Here is a 20,414-nt window from a genome sequence, read left to right on the forward strand (position 1 = left end):
GCCGTTGCCGCACGTGCGCCGGGCGCTATCGACACGAGAGCGGCCGAAGCCAGTAGGACCAGCCCGAGAATGATCGCCGTCACTGCCGCGGATCGGGAATGCCTCGGTTCTCGGAAGCCCGTGGAACGGGCACCATCGATTGCCATGAACTGGGCCTTTCGCGTACTCGGTCGCCGTCGAACAGCCGGCCGGCAGACGTGTTCCGGGTGGGGGACTGCCGTAGGCGTCGGGGCGACGAGGGTGGGCGAGCGCGTCGTCTCACAGAACGTGCGGACGTGCTCACCGTGGGACAAAGGGCGCAAATCGTCACAATTCATCGCCCAATGCCCGTAATGAGATCATCCGTCGATCACATTTACCGGGAGTCAAACGGGTGGTTTTGTGCGATTCCCCGAACGCCCCGTCCCGGCGGCCAAGGACGGCCCCGCGCGCATGTCGACGCGAGAGCTCTCGACGTGTCGCAACGCCGATCGGCGGGCGCGTGTGTACTCGGCCGCCGTGTGGGCCGGCCTCGACCGGATTCCGGAGCCGCGGAGCGCCGGTCCGAGGCCGCGCACGAAGCGCACGGCGTCGAGTGTGGGTGTCCAGGCCGATTCGGGGACCTCGTCGTGGGGGGAATGCCACGCCCGGTTTGCGAATCCCAGGTCGAGACCCCATATTCGAACGTTCGTTCCGTCATGAACGGTTGTTCGCCAAGCCGCCGTTCGACTCGTCCTCGGATGGCACGTGCGGCCAGACCCAGGAAGACGCGTTCCAGGAAGCGGGACGCCATCTCGATGCAGGTGCCCGTGGTGGTGTCCCGTGCCGGCGAGCCTTGATCGTTGTCATCGAAGATCGATGACCGAGAGATTCGGCCACCGAAGTTCGAGCGGCTGGGATGCCGGATCGTCTGGGGTGACGGTGGGGAACCGGCGGATGCGTACGCGGATTCCGCGCTGAAGGCGTTCGGCCTGGGCGCGGACGTCGTGGCCGCACTCGCCCCACGCGGCCCGCTCGCCGCCGGCTTCCGCGACGTCCACCGCACCATCGCGCGTCTGGCCGACGCCGCGGGCACACCCCTGTTCGTCGTCGGTGGCTACTCGTCGCTGCGCCCCGCACCCGACGCGGATCGCTTCGTCACCGACCTCGGCCACATCCCCGCAGAGCTCCACGACGAGATCCGCGCCCGGGCGGCGCTCGTCATCGACGACCTCCCGGCCACGCCCGCCACCCTCGACCGGGTCTTCCTGAGCCCGGCGCTCAGGTGCGGCGCACGCATGCCCGGCGAACGACTCGGCCGTTCTCGGCTCGGCGACGACGTCGCCGTCCAGCCCGAGGACGGCGGCGCGATCTCCGCCGCGGACTACGCCCTCGGGTTCGTCGACCCGATCGAGAAAGGCGACCACCACCGGACACAGGTCAACTTCGGCCACTGAGTGGACGACGGCCTCTGCGCGGGACTGACCCGACCACCGGGGATCAGTGCCGAACCGCTCCATCGCATGGCACCGCAACGACCGAAGCCGGCCCACCTCCGGACGGCGCAGCCCTGTTCGCGGTCTCCCCGTCGGACCGGCCGGGCCCGGAGGAAACCTGCGGCCCATGGCGGCTGCGGGCCCGGAGAGCTCCCCGGCCACAGAGTGCCCCGGCGACGGCTTGCTCCGGCCCGAGTGTCCCGCACCGCGGCCGGTGCGAGTTCGATATTCCCGGCGTGCGCGCGGAAGTGGCAGTGCGGGTGGTTACATTGCGCGGATGATCTTTCCTGAACGTGCTTTGCACCTGGCGGTCGACCGACTCGAGCATGCCTTGGGGGAGCAGGACCAAGCCCTGTTGAACGATGCCTTCGGGCAGTTGCGCGACGCCTTCGAGAACGCGCAGCCGAAGGACTCGGCCGAGGTGGGTCCGCGACTTGCGGGCGCGCTGTCGCGGACCCCCTGGGAGCCGAGGCGATTCTTGCCGTCATGATCGGTGCCTGCGTGGAGAACGGCTCGGATCCGGAGGCGTGTTCGGGGCCGGTTCTCGCCGGGGTTCGGGACGCGCTGCGCAACGTCGCGGGTTTTCCGGCGCTGTGGGAGGAGGCGGTCGGCGGCGACCTGCCCGAGCGGGACCATCTGGCCCTGGGTGAGGTGCTCGGCCGGGTCGCGGAGGCGACGGGCGGGCTGGACGAGGAGAAGTTCGCGGCGGTGTCCGCGTGGATGCAGTTGCCTCTGTGGGAGATGGCGGCCGTTGCGATGCTCTCGCGCGAGGCGATACGGCGGGCCGTGCAGGCCGATGGGACGCTGGTCGCGCTCGCCGAGGAGATCGCGCTCGGCGACGCCGACCTCAAGTGCCTGCGCTACCTGCTCAAGATGTTCGACGACGAACCGTTGGTCGTGCTGCATCGGCCCACCGGGACGGGATCCCGCCTGCGCGTCACCCGCATCGGCGACAACTTCCAACTGCACACGCTGATCGCGTACATCCTCATCGCAGGCGGGCACATCCCCGGCGAGCCGCCATCCGCCGAAGCGGTCGCGGTGTGCCGGCACGCCGCGTTCGAGCCGGCGCCGCACACGACCGGCGCGTTCAACCTGAGCGGTGTCGACGGCGGGTGGATCTGGAACGAGGGTTGTCCCGCCGACATCCCGGTCGTGGACGGCGAGCGTGTGCTCGTACTGGACCCACCGGCGTACGAACGTTCGTGGCGGGCAGGCCGGTTCTACCCGGGCATCACCGGCGACGTCACCCTCGAAGCGACCCTGGACCGCACCGAGGCCCAGGCGTACCTGGCCAAGGCCGCCCCTCCACGCACCTGGCCGGACGGCGGCTAGCGCCGCGTTCGCACGCTGCATCACTACGTTCCGAGCCGCCAGATGCCGAGGGTCCGGGTGGTGGCGGCGAGGGTTTTGCCGTCGGGGCTGATGGCGATGCAGGTGACGGGGGCGTTGGTGGCGGTGGTCAGGACCTTGGTGCTTCGGCCGGAGCGGGTGTCCCACAGGGTGACCGTGCCCTCCTTGAAGCCACCCGCGAGGGTGTCGCCCGGACCGAAGGCGATGCACGTGACGCCGGACGCGGGGCCGGTGAGGGTTTTGGCGGCCGTGCGGGTTCCGACGTCCCACAGGGTGATCCGCCCGTCGCTGCGCAGGTTCGCCAGTGTCCTTCCATCGGGGCTGAACGACAGGGCGTGCAACGGGGAATTGACGTTCTCCAGGGCGGCGATCCTGGTGCGGGACGCGGTGTCCCACAGTTGGAGGCGGCCATCCGAGACGGTGTTGCCGGGGTTGTTGTTGCCGCTGGTGGTGGCCATGGTCCGGCCGTCGGGGCTGAAGGCGACCTGGGAGACCCAACTGGTGTCATCGGTGGTCAGGGCGGCAAGGTTGGTGCGGCCGGCGACCTCCCACAGCCGGATGGTGGGCGCGTCGTACGCGGCGGCGAGCACTCCACCGCGCGGGTCGAAGGAGACCGAGCCGGTCGCACGGTTCCACGTTCGCGGGTCGAGGTAGGGCAGCACCGTCTCCGTACCGTCCGCGATGTTCCACAGGCTGACCGTTCCGTCTCCGTTGGCGACGGCCAGGGCGGCGCCATCCGGTCGGAACGTTACCGAAAGCGCCGCCGTGAAAAGGGAGTTGAAGGCGGTGATTTGCTCGAGCGGCAGCGTCCATGGGTTGACGGGCCGGTGCGCGAACGTTTTGGTGGACGCTCCGGTCGCCGCGTCCCAGAGCCTGACGATGCCGTCCGCACCGGCACTGGCCAACAATGTGCCCGCCGGGGCGAACGCCACCGCGAGTGGTACGGCAGTGCCACCGCCGGACGGCGTCACCGGGCGCCAACTCGCTCCGGGAGCGGATGGCGACCCGGATGTCGAGGGTGACGCCGAGCCCGAGGGCGACTTCGCGTCGTCCGTACCACCTGAACGCGTGCCCAGGATGAAGCCCACCGGGAGCGCCGCCACCCCCGCCACACCGAGCCCGGCCAGCAACAGGCCGCGTCGACTCGGCCGACGCCCGGTGGCGGCCCCGTCGTCGATGGTGGGCGGGACATCGCGCCCGCCGGACAACGGTGCCTCGATCGTCGTGCGATCGGACAAGAGCGTGCCGGTGCCCTCCACGAGCACGCGCGCCGCCGTCGTCGCGTCGGGACGCCGGGCGGGGTCCTTCTCCAGCAGCGCGAGGATCAGTGCGGCCAGGTGGTCGGCGTGCAGCGGTGGAGCCGGCTGTTCCAGGAGCACCGCCGACATGATCGCGGTCGCCGTCGAGCGGGCGAACGGCGAGACGCCCTCGGTCATTTCGTACATCGTGGCGCCGAGGGCGAACAGGTCTCCGGCCGGGAGGTCCTTCCCGTTGAGTCGTTCGGGAGACATGTAGGGCAGCGTGCCGATGAGCACCGCCTGGGTGGTGCCGGTGTGTTCCTTGGCGATGCCGAAGTCGGTCAACAGCACGGTGCCGTCGTCGGAGAGCATGATGTTGGCGGGCTTGACGTCGCGGTGCACGATCTCGGCGGCGTGTGCGGCACGCAGCGCCGCGAGTACACCGGACGCGATCCGCCCGGCCTCGGCCGCGGGGAGTCCGCCACGCGCGCGGATCTCCTGCGCGAGAGTACGCCCCCGAACCAACCGCATGACGAGCCACGGCTCCCCGGACGCGGTGACCACGTCGTAGACGGCGACGATGTTGGGATGCTCGCGCAACTTGGCCGCGCTGCGCGCCTCGTTCTCCGCCTGTTCCACCCGCTTGGCACGCTCGGCCTCGGTCGCGGACGGGTCGAGCCGGACCTGCTTGACGGCCACCTCGACGCCGAGCCTCTCGTCGAACGCGCGCCACACCTCGCCGAACCCGCCCGACCCAAGCACGGACAGCAGCCGAAACCGGCCCCCGATAACCTGCTGCGACACTGATCCCCCGTGCGTCTCACCAGAGTTGACGACCACTCCCACCCAGACTATCGACCAAGCCCCACGCCGGAGACGCGCACGACCGCCGCCTCCGACCAGCCACCGTCCAAGGACGCCCGTCGGCCCCACGCACCGCCTCGGCCCATCCCGAGGCCGGCCTCCGGAAGCTGCCTCACGGCAACGTGGCATCGGTGCGCCGAGGTTGGGGCGACTGCTCCTCGGCCGGCCGATCCGCCCCCGCAGACTTCGGCCGCTCTCCGTTCGGCGACCTGATCTGGCGCCACTTCTCGGCAGTCAGGGCCAACTCGTCCATGAGATCCCGAACGTGGCCCAGAAGTGTCTTCAGGCCGATGACCAGGACTGTCAGGATGCCGAGGCACACGGAGATGGTGACCGCGATTGCTTCTGGACTCACCCGACTTCACCCTTCGATGGGGGTGATCGGGCCGGCCAGAGGCTCTCAGCTCGACCACCGTTACGGTGGGAACCGAGGCCCTGGCGCGGACTGCCAAGATCTCAAAAAATCAGGCGAAGCAACGTGCGTCCCACCCCCCGCGCCTTGCCGGCTATGTCCGCAGCCGCCAAGACGGCTCGCGCGCACACGTTGTATGCCGCGAGACTCGCCTACAGGCTAACCGCGTTGGCCCGCCGAGATAACCCCTTGTCCGCAATCCGCAGTTGTGCACGGGGCGGCAGTCCGGTCGCCGGCTCGGTTCGGGGACATGTCGGGAGTTCGTGGAGTCGGGACCGTGGCGTCCATGACATGCGTGGGCTGTCCGCAGCGACGCAGGCCGAGATCGCTCATGTCGCCGGACAAGCCCCGGGGCGCGCCACGCCATCGCGCGCCCGATGCTCACGCCATCGCGCGATCGACGCTCACGACATCTTGATGGCGACCTTGCCGCGTGCGTGGCCCCTGTGGATGTACTCGATGGCTTGCGGGATCTCGTCGAAGGGATACGTTCGGTCGATCACCGGCGTGAGCTTGCCCGCCTCGATCAGTGTCCGCAACGTACGCAGATCCTCGGCACTTTCGACCTGGACCAGCCCACGCAGCCGATGCCGGACGAACGGGGTCAGCACGAGTGCGCGCAGGACGCGGTCGACGCCGCCGAACCAGCGGCCCTTCGTTTCGCTGCCGACGATGACGAGTGTGCCCGTGCGGGAGAGTGCCCGGCGGAGGCGGGTCAGTGAGCGATGGCCCGCGATGTCGAGGATCAGGTCGTACCGGTACGTCCCGTCCGTGAAGTCCTCGCGCGTGTAGTCGATCACCTCGTCCGCGCCGAGCGCGCGCACCAGTTCCAGCTTGCCGGTGCTGCACACGCCGGTGACGTGCGCACCGAACTCCTTGGCCAGTTGCACCGCGTACGTGCCGATGCCGCCGGCCGCGCCGACGATCAGGACGCGTTGCCCGGAGCGGACCCGCCCGCTGTCGCGGAGCCCTTGGAGCGCGGTGAGGGCGGAGGTCGGTACGGTCGCCGCGTGGGTGAGGTCGAGGTTCACCGGCTTCGGCGCGAGCTTGGTCTGCGGGGTGCACGCGTACTCGGCGAAGGAACCCTGGCACGTGCCGAACACCTCGTCGCCCGGACGGAATCCGGTCACGTTCCGCCCGACCTCCTCGACCAGACCGGCGACGTCCATGCCCCGAACGCGCACCTTGGGCGCGCGCAATCCGAAACCGGTGAGGCGGAGCAGGTACGGCAGGCCCGTCATGAGGTGCCAGACGCCGGGATCGACCCCCGCCGCGTGCACCCGGACCAGCACGTCGTCGTCGCCGACGACGGGTCGGTCGATGTCGTCGAGTCGCAGTACGTCGAGTGGCCCGTACGTGTCCTGAACGAACGCCTTCACGGCAACTCCCCTGCATCGTCCGGGTATTGGAAAACCCCGTCGAGCGGAACCCCGAAGACGCGGGCGATCACGAACGCCATTTCCAGGGACGGCGAGTAGCGGCCCTGCTCGATGGCGATCACGGTCTGCCGGGTGACGCCCACGCGCTCGGCCAGTTCGGCCTGGGTCATCTCGCCGTGGGCGAAGCGCAGGGCGCGGATCGTGTTGGTGACCCTGGTCGGCGGCTTCTTCACCACGATGGAAAGCCCCAGCGGTAGGCGGCGATCCTGGCCCCGGAATCGAGAATCGCGGAGAGCACGAACGCCAGGTAGATGGTGTTGGCGATCCAGAAGTGGTCCCACTCGGCGAGCGCCATCACCAGCGCCGCCACCGCGCCGACGACGACGAGGGATTGGCCTACGTGCTCGCCGAACCGGCCGATCTCCCGGTCGCGTTGGTCCTTCCGGTTGGCGCCCTCGGGGGTGACGATCGAGACCACGATGTGCAGCACGATCGCCGCCAGGATCGCGGCCCCGATCGTCCACAGCAGAGTGGACGCGTACGAGACCTGCGCGAGCGGGGCGTCGCCCGCTCTCCCGAGGACGACGGCGAGATAGGTCGCGTAGGCACCGACCGTGACGAACACCATGATCCACGCGCGCTTCTCTTCGAACGCCACGCCGGCTCCCTGGTCGAGCAAAGTGAACATGCGTCAATGGGTGGATTCAACCGGTCGTCGCAACACCCTGATCTCGGAGGTGTGCGGCGTGGCCACGGCGGACTGGAGTTTGAAGACCAGCGATGTTCCGGAGGGGCGGCGTCGGCAGTGGCGCGCTGACCGTGCGTTGCGGCCGGCGATGCGTTCGCCCGGGCGGCCTGATCCGTCTCGGGTCGTGCAGCGCCAGTTCTGGCGACTTATCGCCACGGGGGTCACGACGGTGGAGGCGTCGCTGGCGGTCGGCGTGTCGTGGCCGGTGGGCGCGAGGTGGTTTCGTCACGCTGGCGGCATGCCGCCGATCTCGTTGGCCGAGCCCTCGGGCCGGTACCTCACGTTCGAGGAGCGCGAGGAGATTGCGATCCTCAGGGCGACGAGCAAGGGCGTGCGCGAGATCGCCCGCGCCCTGGGGCGTGACCCCGGGACAATCTCTCGCGAACTGCGCCGCAACGCCGCCACGCGCGGCGGCAAGCAGGAGTACCGCGCGACGGTCGCCCAGTGGAAGGCTCAGCAGGCGGCCAAGCGCCCGAAGAGCGCGAAGCTCCTGGGCAACGACCGGTTGCGTGAGTACGTGCAGGAGAGGCTTTCGGGGAACGTTCACCGGCCTGACGGGACGGTCGTCGCGGGACCGCGGACGCCTCCGTGGAAGGGGCTGAACAAGCCGCACCGGCAAGACAGGCGGTGGGCGACAGCATGGAGCCCGGAACAGATCTCGCACCGGTTGAAGGCCGACTTCCCCGAGGATGAGTCCATGCGCATCAGCCACGAGGCGATCTACCAGTCGCTGTTCATTGAGGGCCGTGGCGCGCTCAAGCGGGAGCTGGTCGCCTGCCTGCGCACCGGGCGGGCACTTCGAGAGCCTCGGTCGAGGTCACGGAACAAGCCGCAGGGGCATGTCACCGCGGATGTCGTCCTCGGTGAACGTCCTGCGGAGGCCGCGGACCGCGCGGTCCCGGGGCATTGGGAAGGCGATCTGATCATTGGGACGGGCCGGTCCGCGATCGGCACGCTCGTCGAGCGCAGCAGCCGATCTACACTCCTGGTGCATCTGCCGAGGATGGAGGGCTGGGGCGAGGTGCCGCCGGTGAAGAACGGCCCGCCGTTGGGCGGTTACGGCGCCGTCGCGATGAACACTGCCCTGACTGAGTCGATGACGAAGCTACCCGAGCAGCTCCGCAAGACCCTGACCTGGGACCGCGGGAAGGAACTCTCCGGGCATGCCCAGTTCGCGCTCGAGACCGGGACGAAGGTGTTTTTCGCCGATCCGCACTCGCCCTGGCAGCGACCCACAAACGAGAACACGAACGGGCTGCTGCGTCAGTACTTCCCGAAGGGCACCGACCTGTCCCGGTGGTCCGCCGAGGACCTCGAAGCCGTTGCCCTGGCCATCAATAACCGACCCCGCAAGATCCTCGGCTGGAAGACCCCGGCCGAGGTCTTCGAGGAACAGCTACGCTCACTACAACAACCCGGTGTTGCAACGACCGGTTGAACTCGCCATGTAAAGCAGCGATGACATCATGTCTAGTTTTCTTTACATCAGCCTTCGGTCCCGACGCGCGGCGCGAATCGCGCGCAAACCCGACCGCAGGCCGGCCCGAACCCTGGTCGCCGCACTAGACTCGCGGCTCGGATTCGGGCGGGGGCACGCCGCTTCGCGGTGCTGCGCAGCGACCGATGGGGCGCGGGACGTGGGCAGTTGGAGCGACGATGAGCGCAGACGAACGCACCGACCGGATCGACCGGATCGACCGGATCGACCGGGCCAGGCTCCTCTACGAACGATCGGTCTTCGGTGGCGACCCGAACGCACTGCCCGCCGCCGATCGCGAACTCGACGCCGTGGAGGCGGACTTGGCCCTGGCCCGAGGTCGCGTGGCGCACGCGCGCCACCTGCGCCATCGCGGCGCCGAGGATCCCGAGGAACTGGCCCTGTTCGAACGGGCCGTGGAGCTCTACCGCCTGCTCGGCGACGTGCGCGGCGAGGGCGAGGCGCTGTTCTGGGTCGGCACGTTCCACCAGGTCGTCCGGAGCGACCACGCGAGCGCGCTGCCCGCGCTCGAACGATCCCTCGAACTCGCCACGGCCGTCGACGACCGGCTGACCATGTCGTACGCCCTCCGGCACCTGGGCATCGCCGCGCACATCGCCGGACGGCTGGACACGGCCCGGGTGCGGCTGGAGGAGTCGGTACGGCTGCGCCGCGAACTGGGCTTTCTGCCCGGCGTCGCGGCGAACCTGGTCGGGCTGGCGTACATCGCCGCCGGCCAGGATCGCCGCGACGACGCGCTGGCGCTGGTCGAGGAGGCGGCCGCGATCGTGGCGGCCACCGGGGCCGACGGCATCCTGTCCTCGGTGGAGGAGGCTCGCACGGACCTGGCGGGCGACGACCTTCCACGCCCGCTCTGAACCCGCGCCTCCCGAGCCTCGGCGACGACCTTCCACGCCCGCTCTGAGCCCACTCGTCCCGAGCCTCGGCGACGACCTCCCCGAAGGGGCAGGATGGGCGGATGGGGCGTGTGGTGTTGCGTGCGGGATCGGTGTTGGACGTGCGGTCCGGAGAGGTCGGCCCGGCCGACGTCGTGATCGAGGGCGAGCGGATCGTGGCCGTCGGGAGCGGCCTGGACGGTGACGAAGTGGTCGACTGTGCCGAGCAGTTGGTGGTCCCCGGGTTCATCGACTGTCATACGCACGTGTGTCTGGGGCAGACCATGCGGGATCCGTTCGGACTGCCCAGGTCGGTGCGGCCGTTGTCGGCGGTGCCGGTGCTGCGGACTCTGTTGCAACTCGGGGTGACGACCGTGCGCGACGCGTGGGGAGCCGACGCGGGTCTGCGGATGGCGATCGAGCGCGGGTGGGTCGCGGGACCGCACGTGCTGATCAGCGTGCGGCAGGTGTGTACCACCGGCGGGATCGGGGACCACTGGGCTCCCCGGGTGGGCGCGGTGGACTTCTTCGAGGACCCGTCCATGCCCGATCCGGTCTTCGACGGAGCGGATGCGGCACGGGCCGTGGTGCGGCGCATGGTGCGGGCCGGGGCGGACTGGATCAAGGCCACGCCGTCCGGATCGATGACCCTGGGGCGAGGGGTGCACGACGTACAGTTCACGCCCGAGGAGATGGCCGCCCTGGTCGACGAGGCCGCCCGGCTCGGCGGGCGTCGCGTCATGGTGCACGCGCACGGGGCGCGGGCGGCGGAATCGGCTGCCCGCGCGGGCGCGGGCAGCATCGAACACGGCACCTATCTGGACGAGGCGGCCGTGGGCGCGATGGCCGAGCACGGGACCTGGCTCGTGCCGACCCTGTCGTGTACGCAGACCGACCCCGCGGGCGCTCCCGACGGCGCGCCCGAGGCCCATCGCCACGCGGTCCGCCTGGCGATCGACGCGGGTGTGCCGATTGCCATGGGCAGCGACAGCCCGGTCCGCCCGTACGCCGAGGTGCTCCGCGAGATCGAGCACCTGTCCCGCTGCGGCCTCGGCCCCGCCGGCGCCTTCCGCGCGGCCACCCACGACGCGGCGCGGCTGCTCGGCCTCGCCGAGGACCGAGGCGAGATCGCCGTCGGCAAACGCGCCGACCTGGTCCTGCTCGCCGGCACCGACCTCGACCCGACCGACCTCGACCACCGCATCCGAGGCGTCTGGCACGACGGAACCAGGGCCCGCTGACCCGACCCGACCCGACCCGCAGCGCCATCGGCGCACGCGGGCCGGGTAACCCACCCGGCCCGGCCCGCGCGATCCACTCGCCCCCACACCACCCAGGCCACCGCCCAAGTGCCCCGACCCCTGCGACGCGCCCAGCCGACTGCACCCGCCCCCGCAGCACCAACACGACCCACCCGACGCGACGAGCCGAGCCGACCTGCCTGCCGGCCCGCAGCCCCTGCCCGGCACTCATCCCATGCCCCCCGACAGTCCACCCCACCAACCGCCGCCCCGCCCCGTTCTCCAACACACCCCGGCCGTGCCGCGCCGGCGCACCATCGGGTCGACCGCGTGCTGCAACAGCCCGCGTCGGCGGGCGTCGAGCCGGCGACCAGCCACCGTGTCCGCGAACGGGCTCATCCGGTGCGGGAGTTGGAGCACGTCGGCGCGGTCGCAGTCCCAGAGCGGTCTGCCCGCGCTCGCCTCGCCGGTGGCGAAGCCCCCGCGGGCCACCTCAGGCGTCACCCATGCGGGAAACTCGCCCGCCGGCGTACGCGAACCCACCCGCAGCGACCGCTCCCGCACTCCGCTCGGTACCCGACGCCGGCGCTCTACCCGGCGCTCGACCCGGCGCTCGGCACGTTGGCGGGTGTCCGTGTCCTCGCGGCTCGCGGCGGTCCGGAGTGCTCGGGCCGGTTGCCCCTCGAGGTATCGGTGTCCGCTGGTCGCGGGGGCGAAGGCCCTCGGCGCTGCCCATCGTTGGCCCGCATGGCCCGCATGGCCCGCATGGCCCGCATGGCGGGTCCTGCCCCCGCCCCCTCCGGAACCGAAGTCCGGTGCTCTGCTGCTGAGCTACACGCCGTGGTTGTCGCGCCGTCAGGTCAGGTGCGACCCCGGGACCGGGACAAGCGCATGTGGCGCGGGCCGGCTCACGCCGAGCCGGGTTCGGCGACACTCGCCGGGTTCGTGGCCCCCGGCGCGGGCGTGTCTCCCGACGCGGGCAAGCCTCCGGTCGCGGGTGCGGCCCCCGACGCGGGCACGGCTCCCCGCCCCCCGGGCGCCGCTTCCGACTCAGGCGGCAGCGCGCGTACGTCCGGCAACAGCAACAACGCTCCGTTCGTGACGGCCACCAGCACCGCGCCGATCAGGAGTGGGGTGGCGCTGCCGATCGCCGCCGCGACGGGAGCGGCGACCGCCAGGCCCAGTGGGCGGGCGGCGAAGGAGATCAGCGAGTCGAACGAGCCGACCCGGCCGAGTGCCTCCTGCGGGATCCGGCGCTGGATCGTGGTCTCCCACAGCGGGCTCAGCACGCCGAGGCCGAACATGCCGGCGAAGTACGCGGCGGTGACGACCACCATCGGTGCGCGCAGCCCGAAGGCGGCGAGCGGGAGCGCGTACACGGCGGCGCCGATCGACGTGACCACCAGCGGGCGGCGGATCGGCAACCGGGTGGAGATCAGCACGCCGAGCAGGAGGCCCGCGGTGCCGACTTGGGCGATGATCACCCAGGAGCGGTCGCCGCCGAGCCGATCGACCGCGATCATCGGGCCGAGGGTGAGCAGGAAGCCGGCCGCCAAGTGCCATACGCCGTGCGCGAAGACGCTGGCCAGGAACCACGGGTGGCGCCGAGTCTCCACCCAACCCGCGCGCAACTCGCCCAGGAACGGCTCCCGTTCGCCCGAACGCTCGATGCGCCGCGGGCGCAGGCCGCCGAACGTGGCGGCCGATCCGAGGAACAGCAGGCCGGTCAGCAGCGAGGACCAGCCGGCCCCGACCGCGAGGATCAGGCCACCGGCGGCCGCGGGTGCCGCCACCTGTGCGAGGCCCTGCGCGACGCCGAGTCGGGCGTTCGTACGCAGTCGCTCCGGCTCGGGTACCACCGCGACCACCAGCGTGCGGATCGCCGAAGTGCCGAACGCGACGGCGGCGCCGGTGAGCGCGGACAGCACCGCCAGATCCGCGATCCGCACCGGGCCGGCGAGCAACTCGGCGCCGATCGCCAGCTGGGCGCCGGCGCGGACCAAGTCGGCGATGAGGATCACCCGCTGCGGCGGGAATCGATCGGCGATCACGCCCGCGACCGGGAGCAGGAGCAACATCGGCAGCAGTTCGCAGGCCAGGACCAGGCCCAGATCGGTGCTCGAACCGGTGTGCACGAGAGCCAGGGTCAGGGTGATCGGAATCAGGGCGGTCGCCAGGGCGGCGAAGGTGCGGCCGAGCAGGAGTCGGCGCGTGGCTGGGGTCATGGCATCGAAATGTATTTCGTCATCGAATCATTCGTCAACGAATTACTAGTCGACGTAGCATACTGACCGCATGCATGGAGACGGCCGCGAACACGGCGAAGGCCGCGAACACGGCGCGGGTCGGCAACACGGCGAGAGCCGGCAACACGGCGAGGACCGCGAACACGCGAACGGCCGCGAACCCGGACGGGCACGCGGCGGCTGCGACTGCGGTCGAGGCCGGCCCGAGGTCGCGGCCGCGATCGAGGTCGAGGACTCCGTCGACCGGCACATCGCGCGGTGGCGGCACAAGGCGCCGTTCGACGAGCGCGTCGAGGGCATCGTCACCCGGATCCAGATGCTGACCAAGCACCTCAGGCAGGTCAAGGGACGCGCCCTGGCCGAGGTCGGTCTACAGGCGTTCGAGTTCGACACGCTGCACCGACTGGCCTCGCGCGGTGCGCCGTACCGGGCCACGCCGTCCGAATTGGCCACGGAGCTGATGGTGTCACCGGCGGGGATCACCGGCCGGTTGGACACGCTGGAGGAGGCCGGTTCGGTCCGCCGCATCCGCGGCACCGAGGACCGCCGCCGGGTCGACGTCGAGCTCACCGAGTCGGGCCGCGCCCGCTGGACGGCCGCGATGAAACTGCTCGACGGCGCCGAGCGCGCCATGGTCGAGCCGTTGGACGAGATCGATCAGGACGAACTGATCGCCCTGCTGAAGCGCATGCTGCTCCGCGTGGAGAACCCCGCCTGAGGTACGCCGGAAGGCGCGCTCGGACACCCGACCTGCCCGGCCCCGCGGAACACCGGACCCACCCGCACCCGCCCAAAGCCGCGCGACACCGGACCCGCGCGACACCGGACCGGCCGGCCGCGCGGAAACCCGGTCCGGTCGACGCGCACGAACCTCGCGCGCGCATGACCGCAGCCGTCGCCGCGCGCGCCTCCCGCTACTTCTTGACCGCCCGCTTGACCGCCCGCAGCACCACGAACTTCGGGTCGCTCGCCACGATGTCGCAGTTGCCGAACAGCCGGCGCAACTTCACGTGATAGCCGAGGTGCCGGTTGCCGATCACCCACAACTCACCGCCCGGACGCAGCGCGGTACGCGAGCCGGCGAACATCCGCCACGAGATCGCCTCGGTGGTGGCCCGATGGGTGTGGAACGGCGGGTTGTTCAGGACCAGGTCGACACTCTCGGCCGGTACGTCCGTCAAGCCGTCGCCCACCACGAACTCGGCGCCCGCGTCCGAACCCAGGTTCTCCTGGAAGGTGGCCCGCGCCGACGCCACGGCTTGGTGCGACTCGTCGACGAACAGCACGTCCGAGCGCGGATTGGCCAGCATCGCCGCCGTCCCCACCACACCGTTGCCGCAGCCCAGGTCCACCACGCGGTCGCGTCCGGTGCGGCGCGGGAGGTTGCGCAGCAGGAAGCGGGTACCGATGTCGAGCCGGTCGCCGCAGAAGATGCCCGCGTGGTTGGTGACCACGATCCCGGACCCCGGGCCGACGTCGCCGGGCAGCGCGTAGCTGCGCGGCCACGGGCTCGCGGTACGCGGGAGCGAGGGGTCGGGCGTGGCGAAGATGAGCCGGGCCTTGCGTACCGCCAACGACGTGCGGGTCGGGCCGATGATGCGCTCGAACAGCTTGAGCGTGGAGGTGTGGATTTCGGTGGTCATGCCGGTGCCGACCACGACCGTGTCCGCGTGCACACCCGGCGCGAGCCGGTGCAACTGGTCCTCCAGCAGCGCCAGGTTCTTCGGGACCCGGACGATCAGTACGTCGACACGCTCCGGCGGCGCGTCCCGGGTGGACAGCAGCCGCACCCAGTCCGGATCCGCCTCGTTGCGTGCCAGGTTCGCCCGGGTGGCCTCCTGGGCGAGGAACGAGTCGCTGATCTGCACGGGCCGGGACGCGGCCAGCGCGGTGGCCAGCGCTCCCCAGCGGTCACCCACCACCACGACGTTGCCGGACAGATCCGTCGGCTTGTCGTCGTCGATCCCGGCGAGGTGCCGAAGCACGTACTCGTCGGCCGCGTCCCACGCGCGCAGCAGATCGCGGGAATCCTCGGGATAACGGGTGAGCTCGAACTCGCCGGAAGGCGCAGAGAAACGGTTCATTGTCCACTCAGCCTAGCCGGACCCCGACCCACCGGGCCCCGCGCCGTTGTCGGCCGGGTGGCCCACGGGTGGCGGAGCGGTCGCGGCCGGTGACCACCACGATCGCGCCCTGCCCGTGGCCCCGGCTCCGAGCGGGCGGGTACGTGCCGGCCCGCGCCTGTGACGTGTGCCCCGATCCGGCGGAGCGTCAGGGCCGGTCGCGGGGATCCCGGCGGGTCTGCGCCCCCCGGTCGGCGCCGAAGCGGCCGGCCAAGGTGGCGCCGGCCAGGCGGAGCCAGTGCGCGGCGTCGTTTTGGGCCGCCGTCGCCGACCCGGCGAGCCGGGTCAGGTCGGCGGAAGTGGTGATGCCGGCGGGGAGGGGCGCGGCGATCGAGCCGGCGACCAGGGCCACCGGGACGCCGGCGCCGCGGCGGGCGAGGTCGAGGACCGCGCCGACCACCTTCCCGTGCGTGGAGGTGGCGTCGAAGCGACCCTCGCCGGTGATGACCAGGTCCGCGTCGGCGAGTGCGGCGGGCAGCCCCGCGAGTTCGGCGACGCGGGGGGCGCCGGGGACGATCGCGGCGCTCCAGGCGGTGGCCAAACCGTACGCGGTACCGCCGGCGGCACCGGCGCCGGGCGCGTCCGGAGCGCCGCCGAGGAGCGTGGCCAGGCGGGCGAGTCCGGCGTCCAGTTCGGCGATCTCGCGGGCGCACGCGCCCTTTTGCGGACCGAAGACGGCGGCGGCCCCGGTGCGGCCCAGCAGCGGATTGGTGACGTCGGTGAGGATCTGGACGCCGCCGGGTGGGGGCGTCGCCAGACGTGTCGAGTCGATCGCCGCGAGATGGGCCAAGGATCCGCCCCCGTAGGGGAGTTCCTTGCCATCGGCATCGCGGAAGCGGGCTCCGAGGGCGGCCAGTACGCCGGTTCCGCCGTCGGTCGAGGCCGAGCCGCCCACCGCGACGACCAGGGCGGACACGCCGGCCCCCAGCGCGGCGGCGATCACCGTGCCGAGGCCGGCGGTGTGCGCGCGCATCGCATCGGGAGCGGCCATCAGCGGCAGCCCCGACACGGCGGCCAACTCGACGACACCCGCACCGTCCGGCAGCCGCAACCAGGCGGTGTCCACGGGCCGCCCGTCCGGGCCGGGCGCACCGAGCACCGGTACCCGGACGGCGCCCGGCACGGCCCGCGCCATCGCGTCGAGCGTGCCCTCACCGCCGTCGGCCAACGGCAACGCGACGACGTCGTCGCCGGGCCGCCCCCGCGACCACCCCTCACCCAAGGCAGCCGCGGCCGCCTCGGCACCGACGGTGCCCTTGAACGCATCGGGAGCAATGACGATCCGCATGGCGGTTCTACCTTCTCGGTCGCTGATCGTTGCGGGTCGTTCCCGGCCGCTTCCCGGCCGCTTCCCGGCCGCTTCCCGGCCGTTCGGGTCGTACGGAGTCGTTCCCGACCGCTCCGGACCACTACCGAACGCTCGGGATCGCTCCGGAGCCACCGACCGCTCCCGGTCGTTACGGGATCGGTCGGGTGGTCGAGACGGCACGACCACGGCCGAGCCGCGAGTCCGGTGACGGGTGCGGCCGGCCGGTCCGGGGGCTGGCCGGCCGCGGTCACGGATGTCGGTTCGAGGACGCGCGGCGTCAGCCGAGGATCTCCGTGACGTAGCGCCGTTTGAGTGTGTCCACGACCGCGTCGCCGGGTGCGGCCCAGACGTCCGCGTTGAAGATCTCCACCTCGATGTCGCCGACGTAACCGGCCGCCTCGACCGCCGCTGCCATCGACCGGAAGTCGATCACGCCGTCGCCCATCATGCCTCGCGCGAGCAGATTGTCCGCCGGAAGCGGCAACACCCAGTCGCAGACCTGGAACGAGGCGATCCGCTCGCCGGCCCGGGCGATGGCGGCCGGGAGGTACGGGTCCCACCACACGTGGAACGCGTCGACCACCACGCCCACCTGCCCGACCGGATGCGGCTCGGCGAGGTCGAGCGCCTGGTCGAGCGTGGAGAGCACCGCGCGGTCGGCGCAGTACATCGGGTGCAGCGGCTCCAGCGCGAGCCGGACACCGTGCGCACCGGCGTACGGGGCGAGCTCGGCCAGCGCCTCGGCGACCCGCTCCCGCGCGCCGGGCAGATCCCGGTCGCCGGCGGGCAGTCCGCCGACGACCAGGACCAGGCAAGCCGCCTCCAGCGCCGCGGCCTCCTCGATCGCCCGTCGGTTGTCGGCGATCGCCTCGGCCCGGGCGACCGGCTCACGCGCCGTCAGGAACCCGCCCCGGCACAGCGACGACACCCGCAATCCGGCCTCGCGGACGAGCTTCGCCGATTCGGCGAGTCCGGCGTCGGCGACCTTGTCCCGCCACAATCCGATGGCGGGCAACCCCGCCCGCACACAACCCTCCACGGCCTCGCGCAGCGACCACTCGCGCGTCGTCCACTGGTTCAGCGACAGCCGCGCGATGCGCGGGTCGCCCGGTCCGGGAGTGGGCGTACCGGCGGGAGTTCCGCTCGGTATGTCCAGCACCCTCGCGTCGATGCCTCCGTCGGCGCTCACGTCGGTGCTTCCGGGCCTCACGCACCCACCCCCGCCACCGCGAGCAGTGCCCGCATCCGTGCGGCCGCCGCGTCGGCGTCCGGCAGCAGGCCCGCCGCGTCGGCGAGGCGATAGGCCTCGGCCAAGTGCGTGAGCGAGCGGGCCGATTGGGCGCCTGCGACCATGGTGAAGGCGCTCTGGTGCCCGGTGAGCCAGGCGAGGAAGACGATGCCGGTCTTGTAGTGGTACGTGGGCGCGGCGAACAGGTGGCGCGACAGCGGGACCGTCGGCGCGAGGAGCGCGTCGTACCCGGCCGTGTCGCCGGCGTCCAGTGCGCGCAGCGCGCCGGCCGCGACCGGGGCGATCGCGTCGAAGATGCCGAGCAGGGCATGGCTGAAGTGCCGGTCGTCGCCCCGGATCAGCTCCGGATAGTGGAAGTCGTCACCGGTGTACAGCCGTACGCCCGGCGGCAGTTCGGCACGCAGCCGGATCTCGTGCTCACGGTCGAGCAGCGAGACCTTGACCCCGTCCACGCGGTCCGCGTGTTCGCGCACCAGTTCCAGGAACACCTCGGTCGCCGCGTGCACGTCGGCCGATCCCCAGTAGCCCGCCAGTGCGGGGTCGAACACCTCGCCCAGCCAGTGCAGTACGACGGGGCGGCGCACCTGCCGCAGCAGCGTGTCGTACACCCGGCGATAGTCCTGGGACCCGCTCGCCGCCGCGGCCAGTTGACGGCTCGCCATCAGCACGACCTTGGCGCCCGATTCCTCGACCGTCGCGATCTGCTCGGTGTAGGCCTCGACGACCTGCTCGATGCTCAGCCGCGTCCCGGCGTGGTCGGTCCCCGCACCGCACGCGAGCAGGGCGTACGGATCGCCGACCGTGGCGGCCTCGGCCGCGCTGCGTCGGATCAGCTCGGCGGTGGCCGACCAGTCCAGGCCCATGTTGCGTTGTGCGGTGTCCATCGCGTCCGCGACCGCGAAGCCGTGCGACCACAGGTGGTGGCGGAAGGCGAGGGTGGCGTCCCAGTCCAACGCGGCCGGTCGGCCCGGAGTGTTGTCCGCGAGCGGGTCGGCCACGACGTGCGCGGCGGCGTACGCGGTGCGGTCGCGGAAGGCCGGGCCGCCAGGGGCCGCGCCGAGGTAGTTCCCGGTCGGCTCGTACGGCTCCAACGTGCCGGCCGCGGTGGGCAGCAACAGCCGGGCCGTCATGCGGACTTCCCGTCCAGCACGGGCAGTTCCACCCGACGGCCCTCGGCCGAGGAGCGCAGTCCGCACTCGGCCAACTGCACGCCGCGCGCGCCGGCGAGGAAGTCGAAGGCGAACGGCTCGTCCGAGACCACGTGCCGAACGAAGTCCTCCCACTGCACCTTGAAGCCGTTGTCGAAGCCGCCGTCACCCGTGTTGTCCGGCACCTCCTGCCACTGGTCGCGGAACGGCTCGGTGACCGGAAGGTCGGGGTTCCACACCGGAGTCGGTGTCGCCGAGCGGTGCTGGACCCGGCAGCGACGCAGCCCCGCGACCGCGCTGCCCTCGGTGCCGTCCACCTGGAACTCCACCAGTTCGTCCCGGTTGACCCGCACCGCCCAGGACGAGTTGATCTGCGCGACGATCCCGCCCGCGAGCTCGAAGATGCCGTAGGCGGCGTCGTCGGCGGTCGCCGGGTACTCGCGCCCGCGCTCGTCCCATCGGGTGGGTATGTGTGTGACGGCCTTCGCGGTGACGGCCTCGACCCGCCCGAACAGGTTCTCCAGCACGTAGGACCAGTGGCAGAACATGTCCACGACGATGCCGCCGCCGTCCTGGGCACGGTAGTTCCAGCTCGGGCGCTGCGCGGGCTGCCAGTCGCCCTCGAACACCCAGTAGCCGAACTCGCCGCGTACCGAGAGGATTCGGCCGAAGAAGCCGCCCTCGATCAGCCGGCGCAGCTTGAGCAGGCCGGGCAGGAACAGCTTGTCCTGCACGACGCCATGCTTGACCCCGGCGGCGTCGGCGGCCCGGGCCAGGTCGAGTGCGCCGGTGAGCGTCTCGGCGGTCGGCTTCTCGGTGTACACGTGCTTGCCCGCCGCGATCGCCGCGTGGATCGCCTTCTCGCGCGCCGTGGTCACCTGCGCGTCGAAGTAGATCGTGTTGGCCGGGTCCGCCAACGCCGTATCCAAGTTCGTCGTCCACGCGTCGCTCAGGCCGTGCCGGTCGGCGATCGCGCGCAGCTTGTCCGCGTCCCGGCCCACCAGCACCGGTTCGAGCCGGACCCGGGACCCGTCGGCGAGCGCGACCCCGCCCTGGTCGCGGATGGCCAGGATCGAGCGGACCAGATGCTGGCGGTAGCCCATCCGGCCGGTGACGCCGTTCATCACGACGCCGAGGGTGTGGGTGGTCATGGGGGCCTCTCGGAAGCGGGGGTGAAGCGGGGCGGACGAGGACGAGCGGCGGCGCTACGACCGGAGCCGGGTGGTGGCCGTGTTCCGGCGAGCCGGATGCGGTCGGGTTCGGGTCGGATGCGGGTC

19 protein-coding genes and 1 tRNA gene are annotated in these 20,414 nt (G+C 71.6%); 7 read left to right on the forward strand and 13 right to left on the reverse strand.

The features are described from left to right. Window positions 1-821: 821 nt before the first annotated feature. The 3 genes from OG948_RS47355 to OG948_RS47365 all read left to right on the forward strand — a co-directional run bounded on the left by OG948_RS47355 (window position 822) and on the right by OG948_RS47365 (window position 2,789). Entirely contained in the window at window positions 822-1,415 is a 594-nt protein-coding gene (locus OG948_RS47355) for a hypothetical protein (protein WP_331771223.1), read from the forward strand. A gap of 316 nt (window positions 1,416-1,731) precedes the next feature. Further along, window positions 1,732-1,944 carry a hypothetical protein gene (locus OG948_RS47360; protein WP_406300661.1) on the forward strand — a complete coding sequence of 71 codons (213 nt, stop codon included), beginning with the start codon at window positions 1,732-1,734 and terminating at the stop codon, window positions 1,942-1,944. Next, entirely contained in the window at window positions 1,941-2,789 is an 849-nt protein-coding gene (locus OG948_RS47365; RefSeq protein ID WP_331771224.1) for a hypothetical protein, read from the forward strand. Before OG948_RS47360 ends, OG948_RS47365 begins: the two co-directional genes overlap by 4 nt. Before the next feature lie 23 nt (window positions 2,790-2,812). On the opposite strand, the gene OG948_RS47370 is transcribed toward OG948_RS47365, so the two are convergent. The 5 genes from OG948_RS47370 to OG948_RS47390 form a co-directional block, all read right to left on the reverse strand. Then, window positions 2,813-4,849: a serine/threonine-protein kinase gene (locus OG948_RS47370; protein ID WP_331771225.1), complete on the reverse strand. Its 2,037-nt coding sequence runs from the start codon at window positions 4,847-4,849 to the stop codon at window positions 2,813-2,815. Window positions 4,850-5,021: 172 nt separating this feature from the next. Further along, the gene (locus OG948_RS47375; RefSeq protein ID WP_331771226.1) at window positions 5,022-5,264 is read right to left on the reverse strand and encodes a hypothetical protein; all 243 of its coding nucleotides are present in this window, start codon (window positions 5,262-5,264) and stop codon (window positions 5,022-5,024) included. Window positions 5,265-5,725: 461 nt separating this feature from the next. Then, a complete protein-coding gene (locus tag OG948_RS47380; RefSeq protein WP_331771227.1) occupies window positions 5,726-6,700 on the reverse strand; it encodes an NAD(P)-dependent alcohol dehydrogenase in 975 nt (324 codons plus the stop codon). After that, the gene (locus tag OG948_RS47385; RefSeq protein WP_331771228.1) at window positions 6,697-6,936 is read right to left on the reverse strand and encodes a helix-turn-helix transcriptional regulator; all 240 of its coding nucleotides are present in this window, start codon (window positions 6,934-6,936) and stop codon (window positions 6,697-6,699) included. The genes OG948_RS47380 and OG948_RS47385 overlap by 4 nt, the downstream gene beginning before the upstream one ends. Next, entirely contained in the window at window positions 6,930-7,358 is a 429-nt protein-coding gene (locus OG948_RS47390) for a hypothetical protein (protein ID WP_331771229.1), read from the reverse strand. Before OG948_RS47390 ends, OG948_RS47385 begins: the two co-directional genes overlap by 7 nt. A 328-nt stretch (window positions 7,359-7,686) precedes the next feature. Between OG948_RS47390 and OG948_RS47395 the strand changes: the two genes are divergently transcribed. The 3 genes from OG948_RS47395 (at window position 7,687) to OG948_RS47405 (ending at window position 11,062) form a co-directional block, all read left to right on the forward strand. Then, window positions 7,687-8,886 (forward strand): IS30 family transposase, encoded by a 1,200-nt coding sequence (locus OG948_RS47395; protein ID WP_331773381.1) that lies wholly within the window; start codon window positions 7,687-7,689, stop codon window positions 8,884-8,886. A gap of 218 nt (window positions 8,887-9,104) precedes the next feature. Continuing rightward, window positions 9,105-9,803, forward strand: a complete 699-nt coding sequence (locus tag OG948_RS47400) for a tetratricopeptide repeat protein (protein ID WP_331771230.1) — start codon at window positions 9,105-9,107, stop codon at window positions 9,801-9,803. Window positions 9,804-9,904: 101 nt separating this feature from the next. Continuing rightward, window positions 9,905-11,062 carry an amidohydrolase family protein gene (locus OG948_RS47405; protein ID WP_331771231.1) on the forward strand — a complete coding sequence of 386 codons (1,158 nt, stop codon included), beginning with the start codon at window positions 9,905-9,907 and terminating at the stop codon, window positions 11,060-11,062. Window positions 11,063-11,290: 228 nt separating this feature from the next. On the opposite strand, the gene OG948_RS47410 is transcribed toward OG948_RS47405, so the two are convergent. The 3 genes from OG948_RS47410 to OG948_RS47420 form a co-directional block, all read right to left on the reverse strand. Beyond that, window positions 11,291-11,566 (reverse strand): hypothetical protein, encoded by a 276-nt coding sequence (locus OG948_RS47410; protein WP_331771232.1) that lies wholly within the window; start codon window positions 11,564-11,566, stop codon window positions 11,291-11,293. A gap of 262 nt (window positions 11,567-11,828) precedes the next feature. After that, a tRNA-Arg gene (locus tag OG948_RS47415) sits at window positions 11,829-11,903 on the reverse strand. 67 nt (window positions 11,904-11,970) lie between these two features. Continuing rightward, window positions 11,971-13,287 (reverse strand): MFS transporter, encoded by a 1,317-nt coding sequence (locus OG948_RS47420; RefSeq protein WP_331771233.1) that lies wholly within the window; start codon window positions 13,285-13,287, stop codon window positions 11,971-11,973. 70 nt (window positions 13,288-13,357) lie between these two features. On the opposite strand from OG948_RS47420, the gene OG948_RS47425 reads away from it, so the two are divergent. After that, window positions 13,358-14,026, forward strand: a complete 669-nt coding sequence (locus tag OG948_RS47425) for a MarR family transcriptional regulator (protein ID WP_331771234.1) — start codon at window positions 13,358-13,360, stop codon at window positions 14,024-14,026. Window positions 14,027-14,222: 196 nt separating this feature from the next. Here OG948_RS47425 and OG948_RS47430 read toward each other — a convergent pair whose 3' ends face one another. The 5 genes from OG948_RS47430 to OG948_RS47450 form a co-directional block, all read right to left on the reverse strand. Then, window positions 14,223-15,392: a methyltransferase gene (locus OG948_RS47430; protein ID WP_331771235.1), complete on the reverse strand. Its 1,170-nt coding sequence runs from the start codon at window positions 15,390-15,392 to the stop codon at window positions 14,223-14,225. Window positions 15,393-15,579: 187 nt separating this feature from the next. Then, the gene (locus tag OG948_RS47435) at window positions 15,580-16,719 is read right to left on the reverse strand and encodes a glycerate kinase (RefSeq protein ID WP_331771236.1); all 1,140 of its coding nucleotides are present in this window, start codon (window positions 16,717-16,719) and stop codon (window positions 15,580-15,582) included. 298 nt (window positions 16,720-17,017) lie between these two features. Continuing rightward, the gene (locus OG948_RS47440) at window positions 17,018-17,896 is read right to left on the reverse strand and encodes a sugar phosphate isomerase/epimerase family protein (RefSeq protein ID WP_331773534.1); all 879 of its coding nucleotides are present in this window, start codon (window positions 17,894-17,896) and stop codon (window positions 17,018-17,020) included. A gap of 50 nt (window positions 17,897-17,946) precedes the next feature. Further along, entirely contained in the window at window positions 17,947-19,119 is a 1,173-nt protein-coding gene (locus tag OG948_RS47445; protein ID WP_331771237.1) for a dihydrodipicolinate synthase family protein, read from the reverse strand. Then, window positions 19,116-20,288 carry a Gfo/Idh/MocA family oxidoreductase gene (locus OG948_RS47450; RefSeq protein WP_331771238.1) on the reverse strand — a complete coding sequence of 391 codons (1,173 nt, stop codon included), beginning with the start codon at window positions 20,286-20,288 and terminating at the stop codon, window positions 19,116-19,118. Before OG948_RS47450 ends, OG948_RS47445 begins: the two co-directional genes overlap by 4 nt. Window positions 20,289-20,414: the final 126 nt, after the last annotated feature.

It is taken from the genome of Embleya sp. NBC_00888, from assembly GCF_045207655.1.
Lineage (GTDB): Bacteria > Actinomycetota > Actinomycetes > Streptomycetales > Streptomycetaceae > Embleya.

Coding starts and splice junctions, on each gene's coding strand:
- OG948_RS47430 (WP_331771235.1), bottom strand. CDS start 15,392: ATGAACCGTTTCTCTGCGCCTTCCGGCGAGTTCGAGCTCACCCGTTAT.
- OG948_RS47450 (WP_331771238.1), bottom strand. CDS start 20,288: ATGACCACCCACACCCTCGGCGTCGTGATGAACGGCGTCACCGGCCGG.
- OG948_RS47445 (WP_331771237.1), bottom strand. CDS start 19,119: ATGACGGCCCGGCTGTTGCTGCCCACCGCGGCCGGCACGTTGGAGCCG.
- OG948_RS47420 (WP_331771233.1), bottom strand. CDS start 13,287: ATGACCCCAGCCACGCGCCGACTCCTGCTCGGCCGCACCTTCGCCGCC.
- OG948_RS47365 (WP_331771224.1), top strand. CDS start 1,941: ATGATCGGTGCCTGCGTGGAGAACGGCTCGGATCCGGAGGCGTGTTCG.
- OG948_RS47425 (WP_331771234.1), top strand. CDS start 13,358: ATGCATGGAGACGGCCGCGAACACGGCGAAGGCCGCGAACACGGCGCG.
- OG948_RS47395 (WP_331773381.1), top strand. CDS start 7,687: ATGCCGCCGATCTCGTTGGCCGAGCCCTCGGGCCGGTACCTCACGTTC.
- OG948_RS47400 (WP_331771230.1), top strand. CDS start 9,105: ATGAGCGCAGACGAACGCACCGACCGGATCGACCGGATCGACCGGATC.
- OG948_RS47405 (WP_331771231.1), top strand. CDS start 9,905: ATGGGGCGTGTGGTGTTGCGTGCGGGATCGGTGTTGGACGTGCGGTCC.
- OG948_RS47435 (WP_331771236.1), bottom strand. CDS start 16,719: ATGCGGATCGTCATTGCTCCCGATGCGTTCAAGGGCACCGTCGGTGCC.
- OG948_RS47360 (WP_406300661.1), top strand. CDS start 1,732: ATGATCTTTCCTGAACGTGCTTTGCACCTGGCGGTCGACCGACTCGAG.